The organism is Nocardioides nanhaiensis (genome assembly GCF_039542785.1).
Taxonomy (GTDB): domain Bacteria; phylum Actinomycetota; class Actinomycetes; order Propionibacteriales; family Nocardioidaceae; genus Nocardioides; species Nocardioides nanhaiensis.
Genome location: NZ_BAABIM010000005.1, coordinates 148381 through 164709, shown reverse-complemented (window position 1 = coordinate 164709; position 16329 = coordinate 148381). Strand labels below are relative to the sequence as shown.

The following is a 16329-nucleotide window of genomic DNA, read 5'->3' as shown; positions in this document are numbered from 1 at the left end:
ACCGCAGGTCAAACGGCCTTCTCCTTGGCCGCGGCCTTCTTCTGCTTCTTGAAGTCGCGCACCTTCTGCAGCGAGTCGCCGTCGGTCACGTCGGCCACCGAGCGGTAGCCCTCCAGCGCGTAGTCGCCCACGACCGCGTCCCATCCCTCCGGCCGCACGTCGAGCTGCTTGGCCAGCAGGCTCACGAAGATCTGCGCCTTCTGCTTGCCGAAGCCGGGCAGCTCCTGGACCCGCTTGAACAGGTCCTTGCCGCTCTCGGCCTCGGTCCACAGCCGCGAGGCGTCGCCGTCGTACTTCTCGACGACGAGTCGTGCCAGGTCCTGCAGCCGGGCCGCCATCGATCCCGGGAACCGGTGGATCGCCGGCGCGGTGGCGCACAGCGCCGCGAACTCCTCGGCGTCCGCCTCGGCGATGGCGGCCGGCTCGAGGCTCCCGAACCGGTCCAGCACCTTCGCCGGCCCCCGGAAGGCGTGCTCCATGGGGTACTGCTGATCGAGCATCATGCCCACCACGAGCGCGAACGGGCTGTCGGTGAGCACCTGGTCGGCGGCGTCGTCGCCGGTGATGTGGATGGCCATGGCGACATCCTGCCTCACCCGACCGAGCGGCCCGAGAGGCCCGAGCGCCCCGCGAGGGCTGGCCGTGGGCGCCCGCTCCCACCGCCGGATCGGGCTGCCGCTGCGCAACGCCGAGAGCTCCTCGGTGGGCGCGAACCCGGTGACGGCGTCCGCGCGCGGCGAGGCGAACCCGTCGTCGGAGCCCGGGATCAGGACTTGACGGCGAGCACGGGGCAGTGCGCGTCGAGCAGGATCCGCTGCGCGTTGGAGCCCAGGATCAGCTTGCCCACCGGGGTGCGCCGGCGCAGGCCGATCACGATCAGCTGGGCGTCGACCTCCTGCGCCACGTTGATCAGGTCCTCGGAGGGCTCGAAGCCGCGCACGAGCTGGCGCACCTCGAAGGCCACGCCGGACTTCTCCAGCGTGCTGGTGACGGCGGCGACCTCGTCGTCGGCCTGCGCGGAGGCCGCGCGGTCGAAGCCCGGGCCACCGCGGTGGGAGTAGACCACCACCAGGCGCGCCGAGCGCAGCTCGGCCTCACTGATGGCGCTGGCCAGGGCGGCCTCGCCCTCGGGCTTGGGGACGTATCCGACGACGACGGTGTCAGCCATGTGCGCACCGTACTCGGCGCGGGCCCCCCTGTGGAGAGCCCGCGCGCGCGACGCGCCGGTGGGGCAGCCTGGGGGCGTGCGCCCCGGCATCGTCGAGCCCGTCCCCCGCCCCCTGCAGGTGCGCCTGCGGCGAGCGGTCCTGGAGCACGCCACGAACGAGCGGCGTCGCACCTTCGCCCCCGTGCTGCACCTCGGGACGCCCGGCGGCGTCGTGGCCACCTTCTGCGCCGAACCTAACGAGGGTCCACTGGACCTGGCGCTGCGCACCGAGGTGGTGCACGCGCTGTGGCGCCGCAGCCGGGCGGGGACCCACGACCGGCCCGCGGGCAACGCCCAGACGCTGGCGTGGCTGGCGCGGCCCGGCGACCTCACCGAGACCCGCGACGACGACCTGGCCTGGCACGCCGCCGTCCGGGCGGCCCGCGGCGAGCTGGGCCGCTACCTGCCGTTCGTCGTCGTCAACCGGCGGGCGTGGCGCGACCCCGTCACCGGCGCCGGCCGCACCTGGCAGCGCCTGCGCGACCGGCGCGAGACCGACCGCCCCTCCCCCGCGTAGGCCCGGCGGGTCAGGCCCAGGTGTGCACCGGCTCGTTGGTGTGCATGTTCTCCCGGTACTCCAGCAGCGTGGCCCGCAGCGCGTCGAAGCGCTCCAGGTCCGCGGCCTCGTGCGCGGCCATCCGGCGCACGAACCACTCCGCACCGTTGGTGCCCAGCAGGCAGCGCTGCCGGATGACGTCGAGCAGCCGCTCGGAGGTCTCGGGCTCCACGCCCCACGCGTCGAGGCCCTCGCGCGCCATCGGCAGCAGCCGGCGCACGACCAGCTCGGTGGCGCGCACCTGCCCGAGGCCGGGCCAGTACACGTGGGTGTCGATGCCGTAGCGGGCCGCCGCGTGGAAGTTCTCCTCCGCGGCGCTGAACGACATCTGCGACCACAGCGGCGGCTGGCTCTCGGCCAGGGTGCGCACGAGCCCGAAGTAGAAGGCGGCGTTGGCCATCATGTCGACGACGGTGGGGCCCGCGGCGAGCAGGCGGTTCTCCACACGCAGGTGGGGCACTCCCCCGGCGACGTCGTAGATGGGCCGGTTCCACCGGTAGATCGTGCCGTTGTGCAGCCGCAGCTCGGAGAGGTTGGGCGTGCCGCCGGCCTCGAGCACCTCCAGCGGGTCCTCCTCGTCACTGACCGGCAGCAGCGCCGGGAAGTAGCGCACGTTCTCCTCGAAGAGGTCGAACACCGAGGTGATCCACCTCTCCCCGAACCACACCCGCGGCCGCACACCCTGGACCTTGAGCTCCTCGCTGCGGGTGTCGGTGGCCTGCTCGAACAGCGGGATCCGGGTCTCGCGCCACAGCTGCTTGCCCAGCAGGTAGGGCGAGTTGGCACCGACGGCCAGCTGCACCGAGGCGATGGCCTGGGAGGCGTTCCAGTAGTCGGCGAACTGGTCGGGCGAGGTCTGCACGTGCAGCTGCATGCTCGTGCAGGCGGCCTCCGGGACGATGGAGTCGGCCGAGGTGCTGAGCCGCTCGACGCCGTCGACCTCGATGCTGATGTCCTCGCCGCGCGCGGCCAGGATCTGCTCGCTGAGCAGCTTGTAGCGCGGGTTGCCCGAGAGGGAGGCCACCGACATGTGGCCCTCGGCCAGCGTCGGCAGGACACCGATCATCACCAGGTGGGCTCCCACCTGCGCGGACTTCTCCTCGGCGTCGTTGAGGCTGCGGCGCAGGTCGTCCTCGAACCGCTCCAGGCCGCGCTCGCGCAGCTTCGCGGGCGCACCGTTGACCTCGATGTTGAACAGCCCGAGCTCGGTCTGGAAGTCGGGGTCGGCGATCGCCTCCAGCGCCTCGGCGTTCTTCAGCGCGGGGTCGCCGCGCTCGTCGACGAGGTTGAGCTCGACCTCGAGCCCGGTCATCGGGTCGTCGGTGTCGAAGGCGGAGTCGGCGAGCATCCGCGCGAACACGTCGAGGCAGCGCCGCACCTTCTCCCGGTGCCGGGTCCGGTCGGCCCGGGTGAACTCCTGTGCGTCGACCTCTTCGCCCATGGCGCGACCCTACGGCCTCGGTTCGGGCCGGGTCAGAGGCGCAGCAGCATCTCCGTGGAGGTCTCGACCGGCTCGAAGCCCATGAGCTCGTTGATCGCGACCATGTGGTCGTTGGTCTCGGCGTTCTGGGTGACGATGCGGCGCATGTCGGGGTGGTGCTCCTGCAGGTGCCGCAGCGCCGCCGCCTTGACCGCCAGCCCGAGCCGGTGACCGCGGTGCTCGCGGTGCACGAAGGTGCCCCACTGGGAGACGTCGGTGCGCCCGGTCACCGGGACCGCCAGCGTCGACTGCGCCACCACCTCGCGCTCCGGCGTCAGCGCCACGGTCTCGAGCATCGTGCGGCCGGCGGCCACGAGCTCGGCGCGCAGGGTGAGGAAGCGGTCCGGTGTCATCACCTCCTCCTCCCAGTCGACGGCGCCCGTGGGGGCGTCGACGCCGAGCTGGCCCAGCAGCACGCAGAGCGAGGGCACGAGCTCGTCGGGCACGACGTCGACGTGGGTCTCGATCGTGTAGCCCCCGGCGCGCTCGGCCGCCGTCGCCGCCCACTGCTCCACGCGCTCCCCCGGCACCGGCAGCTCGAGGTAGCGCACCACCTCGACGTTGGAGAAGGTCGCGCCGAGCCGTTCCGCGAACCGTCGGTAGCCGTGGGTCTCGCGCTCGGAGAAGGGGATCTTGACCTCGCCGAGGACCTCGCGGCGACCCTCGGCGCGGCACAGCTCGACGAGGGCGCCCGCCAGCTGCGTCCCTACCCCCCGCTGCGCGTGCGCCGGGTCGACGTCGACCGAGAGCCAGGCCTTGTCGAGGTTGTCGAGCAGCGGCAGCCACACGTAGGCGATGCCGAGCAGCGTCCCCGGCGCGGCCGTCACCGCCTGCTCGCCATCGGGCGCGGCGTAGCCGCCCAGCACCACCAGCCGCTCGCCGGGGTCGGCGGTGCGGAACTCACCGCGCATCTCCTCCCAGCTCCAGAACGGCCGACCCTCTCGACCGAGCAGGTGGGCGCGCCGGTGCAGGTCGTAGGCCTGGCGCAGGCGGGCGTCGTCGGCGGTGTCCAGGGTCTCGATGCGCACGACCGACGACGCTAGGACCCCGGCACCCCGCCGGGCGACCGGTTTTCGCCGTGGTCGCCCGGGAGCAGCGGATCGTCGGTCGGCTGGTCGGGCAGCTCCGGCGGGAGCCACGGCCGCAGCCGCGGGTCGTCGATGGCGAAGGAGCGCACCGGCCCGGCCGGGGTCTCGGCGGTCTCGAACCGCACGGTCACGACCCCGCGGCCCGCGCCCCACACCCAGCCCCGACCCCACTCGTCGTGCTCGACGTCGCTGCCCGGGCTCCAGGTGGTGCGCCGGCTCAACAGCTCGGCCGGCACCTGCGCCACCTCCTCGTCGGCGCTCTCCTGCTCGGCCTGCTCGGCGCGCTCGAGGTCGGCGAAGAGGTCCTCCTGGATCCAGTCGGCCAGACCCGAGACGCCCACCCCCAGCAGCCGGATGCCGCCCGAGGTGTCGAGGTCGGCCAGCAGGCCGCGCGCCGTGCGCGCGATGGTGGTGGCGGCGTCGGTGGGCGAGGCCAGGGTGCTCGAACGCGAGAGCGTGGTGAAGTCGTGGCGCCGCACCTTGATGCTCACGGTGCGGCCCGAGAGCCCGTGCTTGCGCAGCCGCTCGGCGACCTGCCGCGCCTGCCGGGTGAGCAGGCCCTCCATCAGCGCGCGGTCGGTCAGGTCGGTCTCGTAGGTGCCCTCCACGCTGACCGACTTGGCCTCGCGCTCGGCCACCACCGGCCGGTCGTCCTGCGCGCGCGCCAGCGCGTGCAGACCGGCCCCCATGGCCCGGCCCAGCAGCCGGACCAGCTCCTCGAGGCTCACGGCCTCCAGGTCGGCCACGGTGTGGATGCCGGCCCGGCGCAGCCGGTCGGCGGTGGCGGGCCCGACGCCGGGGATCACCGTCGCCGCCATCGGCCGCAGCAGCTCGCGCTCGGTGCCCGGCGCCACGACGACGAGCCCGTCGGGCTTGTCGAGGTCGCTGGCCACCTTGGCCATGAACTTGGAGGTGGCGACCCCGACCGAGGCCGTCAGGCCGCCGGTGACCTCGTGCACCCGGGCGCGCAGCCGCTCGGCGAGCTCGGCGACCCCCGCCACCGAGAGATCGCGGCCCTCGGCCTGCGGACCGGCCGCGAGGTCGAGGAAGGCCTCGTCGAGGGAGAGCGGCTCCACCAGGGGCGAGACCTCGCGCAGCGCCGCCATCACCTGCGCGCTGGCAGCGCGGTAGGCGTGGAAGCGCCCGCCCAGGTAGGCGGCGTGCGGGCACCGGGCGCGTGCCTCGCGCGTGGACATCGCGGAGTGCACGCCGTACACGCGGGCCTCGTAGGAGGCCGTGGAGACCACCCCGCGACCACCCGTGCCCCCGACCACCACCGGCTTGCCGCGCAGCGAGGGCTTGTCGCGCTGCTCGACGGCGGCGAAGAAGGCGTCGAGGTCGAGGTGGAGGACCGACGCCTGCTGCCGCACCCCCGCACGCTATCCCGCGGCGCCGACTGCTCCCCCGCGGTGCGGGAACGGGTGCCGGATCGACCCACGAACCGTCCACAGCGCCGGGTCCTGCCCCGGGTCATCCACAGCCGGAGGGCGAGGACGCGCGCGACCTGCTGCGGCGGGCGAGCGTGGCCCCATGACCCACATCGAACCCGACCCCGTCCCCACCGTCCGACCCCTGCGGCGGATCCCACCGCCCGGTCCGGCGGCCGCTCCCGACCGGCCCGCGGGCCCCACGACACTGCGCAGCGTCGAGGACGTGCTCGCCTACGTGCCGGTGCTCTTCGGCTTCCGTCCGGCCGCTTCCCTGGTGATGCTCACCGTCGGCGCGCCGCGCAACTTCCACGCCCGTCTCGACCTCGGGCCGCGCCCCGGGCTCACCGCCCGCCAGACGCTGGTGGCCGACGTCGACGAGCTGGTCCGCATCGCCCGCCGGCACGGCGCTCCACGGCTGCTCTTCGTGGTCTACACCGACGACCCGCGCCTGGCGCGTCGCGTCTGCGAGCGACTGGAGACCGTGCTGGCCCGCACCGAGGTGCGGATCGTCGACGTGGTGCGCGCCGACGGCGACCGGTGGTGGCCTCTCGTGGGCCCCGCGCGAGCCCTGGTGCCGCCCGACGGCCACGAGGTCGACCTGCGGGGCCACCCGCTCCTCGCCGAGGCCGTCCTGCGTGGCGAGGTCGTGCTCGGCTCGCGCGAGGAGCTGGCGGCCTCCCTGGCACCGGTGCCCTCGCGGAGCGCACCCGTGGCGGATCGGCTCGAGCCCCGACCGACGAGGACCCCCTCGCCGGCTCCGCCGGAGCACCTCGAGACGCTCGGGCTGATGATCGACTGGGTGGCCGACCTGGTGGGCCGCTGCGTGGCCGACCAGCCCCTGGCCTCGCCGGAGCGCGACTGGAGGCCCACCGACGACGAGGTCTCCGAGCTGCTGGTGGCCCTGCACTGGCCCCAGGTGCGCGACGCCGCGATGACCGGGCTCGACCGCGGCTCGGCGCGCGCGCACCTGCGGCTGTGGCGCGAGGTCCTGCAACGCACTCCGCAGCCCTGGGCGGCCGAGCCCGCCGCGCTGCTCGCCCTGGCCGCCTGGCACTCCGGCCACGGCGCGCTCGCCTGGTGCGCCGTGGACCGGGCCCGGTCGGTGGACCCCGAGCACGGGCTGGCGGGGGTGGTCGCCCACCTGCTCGAGCACGCGGCTCCCCCGCCCCAGGAGGGGCTGTTCCCAGCCTGAGCCCCTGGCCGGCTGCCACGCCGAGACCCGGCGCCGTCGCGGCCCGGGCTCAGGTCATCCCGACCAGGCCTCCCAGAGCTCGGCGTAGCGGCCACCGGCGGCCACCAGCTGCTCGTGCGTGCCCTGCTCGACCACCCGTCCCTCGTCCATCACCACCACGCGGTCGGCCTGGGCCGCCTGGCCCAGGCGGTGCGCGATCACCAGCGCACCACGACCCTGCGTCACGGCCAGGGCCGCGCGCTCGAGGTCGCGCGCCCCGGCCGACCCCGCCTCGGCGGTGGCCTCGTCGAGCACGACGAACCGGGGGTCGAGCAGCTCCACGCGAGCCAGGGCCAGCTGCTGGGCCTGCATGGGGGTGAGGGGGTGGCCGTGCTCACCCACCAGGGTGTCGAGCCCGGCGGGCAGCGCCTGCACCCAGCCCAGCGCCAGCACCCGCTCGAGCGCACCGCGCACCCGCTCGTCGTCGGCCGCGGGATCCACCAGGGTCACCGAGTCACGCACGGTCCCGGAGAACACGTGCACGTCCTGGCTCACCAGTGCGACGTGTGCCCGCAACCCCGCGCGGCCGATCCGCTCCAGCGGCACGCCCGCGACGAGCACCTCACCGGCCGTCGGCCGCAGCACCCCGGCGGCCGCGGCACCCAGGGTGGTCTTGCCGGCGCCGCTGGCACCCACGAGCGCCACGCGTTCGCCGTCGGCGACGGCCAGGTCGACGTCGTGCACCACGGGCTCGCCCTCGAGGTAGGCGTGGGTCAGACCGCGCACCTCCAGCGGTCCCGCGGGCACGGCGACGGCGGTCGGCTCCTCGGCCGCGGGCACCAGGGCCACCCCGGCCAGGCGGGTCAGCGAGGCACCGGCGGACTGCACCTCGTCGAAGAGCGAGACCAGGATGCCGAGCGGGTTGAAGATGCGGTGGAAGAACAGGGCGGCGGCCGTCACCTCGCCCACGGAGGCCGATCCCGCGCGTACCAGCAGGTAGCCCGTGGTCAGCACCGCGAGCAGACCCACGCACTCCGCCCGGTTGTTGCGGGCGAAGAACCGGGTCAGCATGTGGAGGACCTCGATGCTGATGCGCACCGCCGCCCAGGAGGCCTCGCGGATGCGGGTCAGCTGCTGGCGCTCGAGCGCGTAGGCACGCAGCGTGGGAGCCGCCTGCAGCCCCGTCACCAGGGCCTCGGCCCGCTCCCCCTGTGCCACACGCTCGCGGCGGTAGAAGGGGCCCGACCGCGGCAGGTACCACCGCAGACCCAGGGCGTACATGGGCAGCGCCACGGCTCCGGCCAGCCCCAGGCGCCAGTCCAGCGCCAGGAGCCCGCCGAGCGTGAACACCACCGCCACCAGCGCACCCGCGAGGAGGGGCACCACGGTCTCGAGCGACCGGTTGACGGTGCGCACGTCGTCACCCACCCGGCTCACCAGGTCGCCGACCCCCGCTTCCTCCACCCGGTGGTGCGGCAGGTGCAGCACGCGGTCGACCACCTGCTCGCGCAGGTCGGCCAGGGCCGGCTGCGCGGCGCGGGCGAGGGCGGTCTGGGCGAGCACCGTCGCCAGACCGGCGACCACGGCGGCCACCGCGATCGCGACGGCGAAACCGGTGATCGTGGTGGCGGCGCCGTCGTCGAGCACGACGTCGACGGTGCGACCCATCAGCAGCGGCGCCACCAGCTGCGCCACTCCCAGCACGGCGAAGCCGGCCCCGCTGGCCGCCAACGCGCCGCGCCGACGGGCCAGCAGGGCCACCAGCAGTCGCCGGGTCTCGCGGCCCCCGGCCACCTCGAGCAGCCGCCGGCCGGTCACCGAACCGTGAGGAGCCGTCATCGCAGGACCGCCGCTCGGTAGCCCGGCTGGGCCAGCAGGTCGTGGTGGGTGCCCTCGCACCGCACCTGCCCGTCCTCGACCAGCACGACCCGGTCGGCGTGCTCGAGCAGCACCGGGCTGCTCGTCACCAGCCAGGTGGTGCGCACCGCGCCGGGCTCGCCACCACCCGTCCGCAGGCTGCGCAGGCCACGGGCGATGCGCTGCTCGGTCACCGAGTCCACGGCGCTGGTGGGTTCGTGCAGCACCAGCACCGGCGCGTCGCTGGCGAGCGCACGCGCCACGGCGACCCGCTGACGCTGGCCACCCGAGTAGGTGCCACCGTCGGCCGCCACCTGCTGCTCCAGCCCGCCCGCCCGCAGTGCGGCCACGTCGTCGGCGGCCGAGGCCCGCAGCACCCGCCGCACCCCCTCCTCGCCGTGCCGGCCCCAGGGGTCCACGTTGCTGCGCAGCGTGCCCTCGAGCAGGTCGGCGCGGTGCGGCACCACCACCAGGCGCGCCCGGCGCTCCTCGGCCCGCATCGCGTGCACCGCGCGGCCCTCCAGGTGCACGGTCGCCCCCGCCTCCTCCGGCGAGACGTCCCCGGCGAGCAGCGCCAGCAGCGCCCCGGCCTCCGTGGGGTCCGGGACCACCAGACCGAGCAGCTCGCCCGGGGGGGAGGCAAGCCCTCGCTCCGGCACCGCCAGGGCCGCTGCACCCGCGCCGACGCCGACACCTGAGGCGGACGCCGGCTCGATGCCGCCGTCGGTGCCCACCAGTGGCGTGGCCAGGAACTCCACCACCCGCTGCCCCGACGCCACCGCCGAGGCCACCTGGGCGCTGAGGTCGGCCAGGATCGTGATCGGCTCGGCCAGGAACTGGGTCAGGCCCACGATGGCGATCAGCTCACCGACGCTGATCTGCCCCTCGAGCGCCAACCGCCCCGCGAGCAGCGTCACCACCGCGAGGAAGAGCCCGCTCAGGCCCGAGGCCAGCCCGAAGAGACCCGACCGCGCCCGCGCCAGCCCGATGCCGGCGTCGCGTGCCGCCGCGCTGGTGGTGCGGTAGCGCCGGCTCGCGGCGGCCTCGCCCCCCACACCGTGCAGCACCCGCAGACCGCGCACCAGGTCGACGGCCACCCCGGCCGAGGCCGCGGCGCGCTCCTGCTGCTCGCGGCTGCGCCTGCTCACCATCGGGGTGGCCAGCTGCGTGAGACCCAGGGTCAGGGGCACCCCCACCAGCACGACCACGCCGAGCAGCACGTCGATGCGCAGCAGCACCACGGCGGTCACCACGAGCGCCACGGCGGCCGCGACGCCGTACCCGACCATCCGCAGCGCCTGCCCGACCTCCTCGGCGTCGGAGGTGTCCAGGCTCAGCGTCTCGCCGGCCAGTCGGTCGGCGCGCGCGCCGCGCGGGTCCAAGGCGTGCTCGGCCACCTCCATGCGCAGCTCGTGGGTCTCGGTCTCGATGGCACGCAGCCCCACCCGGGCGCCGAAGCGCCAGCTGTAGCTGAGCACGACGAACAGCAGCGCCACCGCCCCGGCCCACAGCCCGAAGGTGCCGGCCTCGCCGGTGGCCACACCGCGGTCGATCGTGACGCCGATCAGCACCGGCACCAGCGCCTCGCACAGCTGCCAGGAGCACAGGAGCAGCACGTAGGGCGCCAGGTGCCGACGACGCCGGCGCAGGGCGCGGCGCAGGACGCCCCACCCGGAGGTGGGCCGAGCAGTCGGCGCGGTGACGGTCACCCCGGTAACTTAGGGCGCCCTTACCCGAGCCTGGCGCGCGGGTGGTCACGTGCGCGGGCTAGCGTCGCCCGCATGGCCTCCGAGCAGCCCGACCGCCCCACCCCGCCGCGCGCCACACCACGGCCCGTCACCACCGAGCACCACGGCCGCACCCGCACCGACGAGTACGACTGGCTGCGCGAGAAGGACTCCACGGAGGTCGTCGCGCACCTGGAGGCGGAGAACGCCCACACGCAGGCCGCCACCGCCCACCTGGCCGGCCTGCGACAGCGGCTCTTCGAGGAGATCAAGGGCCGCACCCGCGAGACCGACCTGTCGGTGCCGACGCGCAACCGCGGCCACTGGTACTACGGCCGCTCCTTCGAGGGCCTGGAGTACGGCACCTCCTGCCGGGTCCCGGTCACCGACCCCGACGACTGGACGCCGCCGCGTCCCGCCGAGGACACCACACCCGACCAGCCGGCGCTCCCCGGCGAGGAGGTGCTGCTCGACCTCAACGCGCTCGCCGAGGGGCACGACTTCTTCTCCCTGGGCGGCTCCAGCATCACCATCGACGGTCGGCTGCTGGCCTACGCCGTCGACGTCGTCGGCGACGAGCGCTACACCGTGCGGGTCAAGGACCTCGAGACCGGCGACCTGCTCCCCGACGAGGTCACCGGCACGCTCGGCGGCGTCACCTGGCACCCCGACGGCACGTCGTTCTACTACACGACCGTCGACGAGACCTGGCGCGCCGACAAGATCTGGTGCCACCGGCTCGGCACCGACCAGGCCGACGACGAGCTGGTGCACCACGAGCAGGACGGGCGCTTCTGGGTGGGCGTCGGACGCAGCCGCACCGCGCGCTTCCTCATGGTCGCCTCCGGCTCCAAGACCACCTCGGAGTACCTGGTGCACGACACCGAGGACCCGCAGGCCGGCTGGTGGGTGTTCTGCCCGCGTCGCGAGGGCCTGGAGTACTCCCTCGAGCACGCCGTCGTCGACGGGGAGGACCTGCTGCTGGTGCTGCACAACGCGACCGGGCCCGACTTCGAGATCGGCTCGGCCCCCGTGGCACCGACGCAGCCGCAGGACTGGCGCCCGCTGGTGGCGCACGACCCCGCCGTCCGGCTCGAGGGCGTCGACGCCCACGCCGGGCACCTGGTCGTGCACCAGCGCAGCCGGGGGCTCACCCAGGTGCGCATCCTCGAGCTGGGCGGCACCGCCGAGCAGCCGCGCGGCGTCACCGACGACTACCTCGTGGAGTTCGACCGCGAGGTGTACACCGTCGAGTCCGGCGGCAACCCCGGTTTCGACCAGCCGGTCGTGCGAGTGGGCTACACCAGCCTCGCCACCCCGGCGTCGGTCTTCGACTACGACGTGCGCACCCGCGAGCTGAGCCTGCTCAAGCAGGCCGAGGTGCTCGGTGACTTCGACGCCGAGGAGTACGAGGAGCACCGCCTGTGGGCCACGGCTCCCGACGGCGAGCAGGTCCCGATCTCGCTGGTCGCCCGACGCGGCCGCACCGGGCCCGTGCCGACGCTCCTCTACGGGTACGGCGCCTACGAGATCTCCATCGACCCCTACTTCTCGGTGGCGCGGCTCTCGATGCTCGACCGCGGGGCGGCCTTCGCCATCGCGCACGTGCGCGGCGGCGGCGAGATGGGGCGGCGCTGGTACGACGACGGCAAGCTGATGGCCAAGCAGAACTCCTTCTCCGACTTCGCCGCGTGCGCTCGCCACCTGGTGGAGGCGGGGTGGAGCACCCCGGGCACGTTGGTGGCCGAGGGCGGCTCGGCCGGCGGCCTGCTGATGGGCGCTGTGGCCAACCAGGCCCCCGACGCCTTCGGCGGGATCGTGGCGGCCGTGCCGTTCGTCGACAACCTGACCTCCATGCTGGACGCCTCGCTGCCACTGACCGTCACCGAGTACGACGAGTGGGGCAACCCCGAGGCCGACGCCGAGGTCTACGACTACCTGGCCTCCTACGCGCCCTACGACAACGTGGCCGACCTTCCCTACCCCCCGATCCTCGCCGAGACCTCCTTCCACGACACCCGGGTGCTCTACGTCGAGCCCGCCAAGTGGGTGGCCCGGCTGCGCGAGCGCGCACCTGGCGCCGACGTCCTGCTGCGCACCGAGATGTCGGCCGGGCACGGCGGCGTCTCGGGCCGCTACAAGGCCTGGCACGACCGCGCGTTCAGCCTCGCGTGGATCCTCGACCGGATGGGCCTGGCCGACCGCGACTGAGAACCCCCCTCCGGGACTGAGAAGTCACTGAGATTCCGGCCCGGAGGCAACTCTGGACCCATCCGGATCGTCAGTGCTCTCGAAGGCCTAGCACAGAGCCGAAATGCAGGCCGATCACCGGTCGGTGAAGGGCGTCACCGTGGGTACTGGGGAATCCACGACGGCGGCCAGACGTTGACCTTGCAGACGTCGGCAACGCCTCGTCCACGAGTTCCAGGAGGGTCCCCCAATGGCTACACGCACCGCTCCGCGCGCCACCCGAGAGATCGAGGGACGCGACAGCGTCGGGCTCTACCTCGACGAGATCGCCCGCAACCCCCTGCTGGACGCCGCCACCGAGGTCGAGCTCTCCAAGACCATCGAGGCGGGTCTGATGGCCGAGGCCCTGCTCAAGGAGGGTCGCGTGGGCCGCCGCAAGGGCGGCGCCCCGCTGCGCGCCTCCCAGGAGGAGCTCGAGTGGCTGGCCGAGGAGGGCCGCAAGGCCGTCGACACCTTCATCACCGCCAACCTGCGTCTGGTCGTCTCGATCGCGCGCAAGTACGGCCGGGCCCAGATGCCGATGCTTGACCTGATCCAGGAGGGCAACACCGGGCTCATCCGCGCGGTCGAGAAGTTCGACTACACCAAGGGCTACAAGTTCTCCACCTACGCCACCTGGTGGGTGCGGCAGGCGATCACCCGCGGCATCGCGCAGCAGGCCCGCGTCGTGCGGCTGCCCGTGCACGTCGTCGAGGAGCTCAACCAGGTCGGCGGCGCCCGCCGCACGCTCGAGCGCCAGCTGGGCCGCGAGCCCGAGCCCGAGGAGATCGCCGCCGAGCTCGGCATGGAGGTCGAGCGCGTCATCGACCTGATCTCGTGGGGCCGCGAGCACGTCAGCCTCGACACCCCGGTCGACGAGGACGGCGACACCTCTCTGGGCGACCTGATGGCGCAGGAGACCTCGCCCGGGCCCGACCTGACCGTGCTCGACGTCGAGTCGCGCGACCGGCTCAACAGCCTGGTCGGTCAGCTCGACGACCGCGCCGCCGACATCATCCGCTCGCGCTACGGCCTCACCGACGGCCGCCAGCACAAGCTGGCCGACATCGGCGCCAAGCACGGCATCTCCGCCGAGCGGGTGCGCCAGCTCGAGCGCGAGGCGCTGCAGAAGCTGCGTCGCCTCGGCGACCCCGACCTCGCCGCCTGAGGCTCCGGCCCACCCGGCTCCACCGCTCCACCGACTCGACCCCCGCGTCCCCCCGGCGCGGGGGTCGCCTCGTCTGCGGGCTCCAGGCTCAGCGCACGTGGTCCTCGATGGCAGCGGGGCGACCCGCCACCAGGCCGGCGGCCAGCAGCGGCAGCGTCAGGCCGGTGAGCACCAGCAGCGGGACCGTCCAGCTGCCGGTGCTGTCGTGCAGGAGTCCGACCAGGAACGGCCCCGGAGCCGCGACGAGGTACCCCACCGGCTGGGTGAACCCCGAGAGGGCCGCCGTCCCGGCGGCGGTGCGTGCTCGCAGGCCGATCAGGGTCAGCACGAACGGGAAGCTCGCCGTCCCGAGGCCGATCATCACCGCCCACGCCACCGCTCCGGGTGCCGGGGCGAAGGCCAGCCCGAGGTAGCCGACCACGTAGCAGACGACGAAGCCCACCATGAGCGGTCGCGCGTCCGGGCGGGCGGCGGCGAGCCGCGGCACCACCAGCGAGGTGGGGATGCTCGTGGCGGTGATGACGCCGAGCAGCAGCCCGGCCGTGGTGCCCGAGAAGCCCGCCTCGCGGTAGATCGCGGCGAACCACCCGAAGATCGCGTAGGCCTGCAGCGACTGCAGCCCGAAGAGCAGCGCCATCGCCCACCCCAGCCGCGTGCGGGCGACCTGGGCGAGCGTGATCGGGGTCCCCTCCTCCCGCTCCGCGTCGCGTGCACCGCGGTCCAGGCCCAGCAGACCCAGCCAGGGCAGCGCGGCGACGGCCGCCGTCACCGCCCACAGTGCGAGCCCGGTGCGCCAGTCGTCGCTGACGGGCACGGTGAGCACCGACGCCGCCGTCAGGCCGACGGCCAGCGAGGTGGTGTAGGCGGCGGTGACGCGGCCCACCGAGTCCGGGAAGTGCCGCTTGACCAGGGCCGGCAGCACCACGTTGCCGGTGGCCATGCCCGCCAACGCGACCAGGCTGAGCAGCAGGAACGCGCCGACGTGCTCCACCTGGCTGCGGGCCGTCAGGCCGACCGTCACGGCCACGAGCGAGCCCAGCACGACCCGGTGCGGCCCCACTGCCCGGGCCAGTCGGGAGGCCAGCGCACCGAAGACGGCGAAGGCCACCACGGGCAGCGAGGTGAGCAGGCCCGCCTCGGCGGCCGACATGTCCAGCCCGGCCCGGACGTCGTCGAGCACCGGGCCCACGCTGACGGCGGCCGGTCGCAGGTTGAAGGCCAGCGCGACGATGCCCACGAGCACCAGCCAGCGACGGGTCGGGGTGCTCACGCGCGCACGCTGCCACAGCGTCGGGCCGCGGCTCCCACCGGGAGCCCGTGCCTGTGACACGGCCTACCCTGCTGCCGTGCGCATCGTGGAGGACGGGCTCGAGGACCCGGCGGTGGTGGCGTTCCTGGAGGCCCACCTGACCCAGATGCGCGCCACCTCACCCCCCGAGAGCGTGCACGCGCTCGACCTCGAGGGCCTGCGCGGCGCCGGCATGCGGTTCTGGACCGGGTACGACGACCCCGCCGACGGCGAGGTGCTGGCCACCGCCGCCCTGCGCCACCTCGACGCCGGCCACGCCGAGCTGAAGTCGATGCGCACCGCGCCGCACCGGCTCCGCGAGGGGCTGGCCCGGCGGATGCTCGAGCACGTGCTCGGCGCGGCGCGCGACGCGGGGTACGCGCGGCTGAGCCTCGAGACCGGCAGCCAGCCCTTCTTCGCGCCGGCGCGCGCCCTCTACCGCGCCCACGGCTTCGTCGAGTGCCTGCCCTTCGGCGGCTACTCCCCCGACCCGAGCTCGGCGTTCCTCACGCTGGATCTGTGACCCGTGCGGCGTCGTCGAGCTCGCGCCACACCGCGCGGACCCGCTCGCGCAGCTCCTCGCGCGTGCCGGCGTTGTCGATCACGTGCGTCGCGACGGCGAGCCGCTCCTCGCGGGCCGCCTGCGCCGCGATCCGGCTCTCGGCGTCCTCACGGGTCCACCCGCGGTCGCGCACCAGCCGCTCGATCCGCACCGCGTCGGGCACGTCGACGACGAGCACCGCCTCGAACTCCTCGGCGCGTCCCGACTCGACCAGCAGCGGGATGTCGTGCACCACCACGTCGTCGGGACCGGTCGCGCCCTCCAGCTCGGCGTAGCGCTCGAAGACCAGCGGGTGCACGATCGCCTCCAGCGCACGGCGCCGCGACTCGTCGCCGAACACCAGCGCACCCATGGCCGGTCGGTCCAGGTCGCCCTCGGGGGTGAGCAGCTGCTCGCCGAACTCCTCGACGACGGCCGCCAGCCCGGGGGTGCCCCGCGCCACCACCTCGCGGGCCAGCTGGTCGGCGTCGATGACGACCGCCCCCAGCTCGGCCAGCTCGGCCGCCACGGTGCTCTTGCCCGATCCGACACCACCGGTGAGTCCCACGCGCATGCCGCGACCCTAC

General features: G+C 74.3%; 14 protein-coding genes. 5 read left to right on the top strand and 9 right to left on the bottom strand.

The window, feature by feature from the left end; all coding sequences use genetic code 11:
- Positions 1 to 8: 8 nt before the first annotated feature.
- Both ABD948_RS20435 and ABD948_RS20430 read right to left on the bottom strand, forming a co-directional pair.
- Positions 9 to 578, bottom strand: a complete 570-nt coding sequence (locus ABD948_RS20435; protein ID WP_345271726.1) for an HhH-GPD-type base excision DNA repair protein — start codon at positions 576 to 578, stop codon at positions 9 to 11.
- A 188-nt stretch (positions 579 to 766) separates the two neighbouring features.
- Entirely contained in the window at positions 767 to 1168 is a 402-nt protein-coding gene (locus ABD948_RS20430) for a universal stress protein (RefSeq protein ID WP_345271725.1), read from the bottom strand.
- A 76-nt stretch (positions 1169 to 1244) separates the two neighbouring features.
- Here ABD948_RS20430 and ABD948_RS20425 point away from each other — a divergent pair, with 76 nt between their 5' ends.
- On the top strand, positions 1245 to 1724 hold the full coding sequence (locus ABD948_RS20425; protein ID WP_345271724.1) for a hypothetical protein: 480 nt from the start codon (positions 1245 to 1247) through the stop codon (positions 1722 to 1724).
- 10 nt (positions 1725 to 1734) lie between these two features.
- Here ABD948_RS20425 and ABD948_RS20420 read toward each other — a convergent pair whose 3' ends face one another.
- From ABD948_RS20420 to ABD948_RS20410, 3 genes are read right to left on the bottom strand one after another with little or no spacing between them, the layout of a single operon-like run.
- Positions 1735 to 3204: a glutamate-cysteine ligase family protein gene (locus ABD948_RS20420; protein ID WP_345271723.1), complete on the bottom strand. Its 1470-nt coding sequence runs from the start codon at positions 3202 to 3204 to the stop codon at positions 1735 to 1737.
- A gap of 32 nt (positions 3205 to 3236) precedes the next feature.
- Positions 3237 to 4271 (bottom strand): GNAT family N-acetyltransferase, encoded by a 1035-nt coding sequence (locus ABD948_RS20415; RefSeq protein WP_345271722.1) that lies wholly within the window; start codon positions 4269 to 4271, stop codon positions 3237 to 3239.
- Between the two features lie 11 nt (positions 4272 to 4282).
- Positions 4283 to 5701: a DNA polymerase IV gene (locus ABD948_RS20410; RefSeq protein ID WP_345271721.1), complete on the bottom strand. Its 1419-nt coding sequence runs from the start codon at positions 5699 to 5701 to the stop codon at positions 4283 to 4285.
- 160 nt (positions 5702 to 5861) lie between these two features.
- Here ABD948_RS20410 and ABD948_RS20405 point away from each other — a divergent pair, with 160 nt between their 5' ends.
- Positions 5862 to 6953: a DUF4192 domain-containing protein gene (locus ABD948_RS20405; protein WP_345271720.1), complete on the top strand. Its 1092-nt coding sequence runs from the start codon at positions 5862 to 5864 to the stop codon at positions 6951 to 6953.
- 54 nt (positions 6954 to 7007) lie between these two features.
- Here ABD948_RS20405 and ABD948_RS20400 read toward each other — a convergent pair whose 3' ends face one another.
- Together ABD948_RS20400 and ABD948_RS20395 are read right to left on the bottom strand one after the other, a co-directional pair.
- Positions 7008 to 8771, bottom strand: a complete 1764-nt coding sequence (locus ABD948_RS20400; protein WP_345271719.1) for an ABC transporter ATP-binding protein — start codon at positions 8769 to 8771, stop codon at positions 7008 to 7010.
- Positions 8768 to 10498: an ABC transporter transmembrane domain-containing protein gene (locus ABD948_RS20395; RefSeq protein WP_345271718.1), complete on the bottom strand. Its 1731-nt coding sequence runs from the start codon at positions 10496 to 10498 to the stop codon at positions 8768 to 8770. Before ABD948_RS20395 ends, ABD948_RS20400 begins: the two co-directional genes overlap by 4 nt.
- Positions 10499 to 10570: 72 nt before the next feature.
- On the opposite strand from ABD948_RS20395, the gene ABD948_RS20390 reads away from it, so the two are divergent.
- A complete protein-coding gene (locus tag ABD948_RS20390) occupies positions 10571 to 12727 on the top strand; it encodes a S9 family peptidase (RefSeq protein ID WP_345271717.1) in 2157 nt (718 codons plus the stop codon).
- Positions 12728 to 12956: 229 nt separating this feature from the next.
- A complete protein-coding gene (locus tag ABD948_RS20385; protein ID WP_345271716.1) occupies positions 12957 to 13913 on the top strand; it encodes a sigma-70 family RNA polymerase sigma factor in 957 nt (318 codons plus the stop codon).
- An 88-nt stretch (positions 13914 to 14001) separates the two neighbouring features.
- Here the strand turns inward: ABD948_RS20385 and ABD948_RS20380 are convergent, their stop codons facing one another.
- The gene (locus tag ABD948_RS20380) at positions 14002 to 15183 is read right to left on the bottom strand and encodes a CynX/NimT family MFS transporter (protein WP_345271715.1); all 1182 of its coding nucleotides are present in this window, start codon (positions 15181 to 15183) and stop codon (positions 14002 to 14004) included.
- Between the two features lie 76 nt (positions 15184 to 15259).
- Between ABD948_RS20380 and ABD948_RS20375 the strand changes: the two genes are divergently transcribed.
- Positions 15260 to 15724, top strand: a complete 465-nt coding sequence (locus tag ABD948_RS20375) for a GNAT family N-acetyltransferase (protein ID WP_345271714.1) — start codon at positions 15260 to 15262, stop codon at positions 15722 to 15724.
- On the opposite strand, the gene coaE is transcribed toward ABD948_RS20375, so the two are convergent.
- Positions 15708 to 16316 (bottom strand): dephospho-CoA kinase, encoded by a 609-nt coding sequence (gene coaE / locus ABD948_RS20370; RefSeq protein ID WP_345271713.1) that lies wholly within the window; start codon positions 16314 to 16316, stop codon positions 15708 to 15710. The two genes, ABD948_RS20375 and coaE, sit on opposite strands and share 17 nt — an antisense overlap.
- Between the last annotated feature and the right edge of the window lie 13 nt (positions 16317 to 16329).

Coding starts and splice junctions, on each gene's coding strand:
- ABD948_RS20435 (WP_345271726.1), bottom strand. CDS start 578: ATGGCCATCCACATCACCGGCGACGACGCCGCCGACCAGGTGCTCACC.
- ABD948_RS20430 (WP_345271725.1), bottom strand. CDS start 1,168: ATGGCTGACACCGTCGTCGTCGGATACGTCCCCAAGCCCGAGGGCGAG.
- ABD948_RS20420 (WP_345271723.1), bottom strand. CDS start 3,204: ATGGGCGAAGAGGTCGACGCACAGGAGTTCACCCGGGCCGACCGGACC.
- ABD948_RS20405 (WP_345271720.1), top strand. CDS start 5,862: ATGACCCACATCGAACCCGACCCCGTCCCCACCGTCCGACCCCTGCGG.
- ABD948_RS20400 (WP_345271719.1), bottom strand. CDS start 8,771: ATGACGGCTCCTCACGGTTCGGTGACCGGCCGGCGGCTGCTCGAGGTG.
- ABD948_RS20390 (WP_345271717.1), top strand. CDS start 10,571: ATGGCCTCCGAGCAGCCCGACCGCCCCACCCCGCCGCGCGCCACACCA.
- ABD948_RS20385 (WP_345271716.1), top strand. CDS start 12,957: ATGGCTACACGCACCGCTCCGCGCGCCACCCGAGAGATCGAGGGACGC.
- coaE (WP_345271713.1), bottom strand. CDS start 16,316: ATGCGCGTGGGACTCACCGGTGGTGTCGGATCGGGCAAGAGCACCGTG.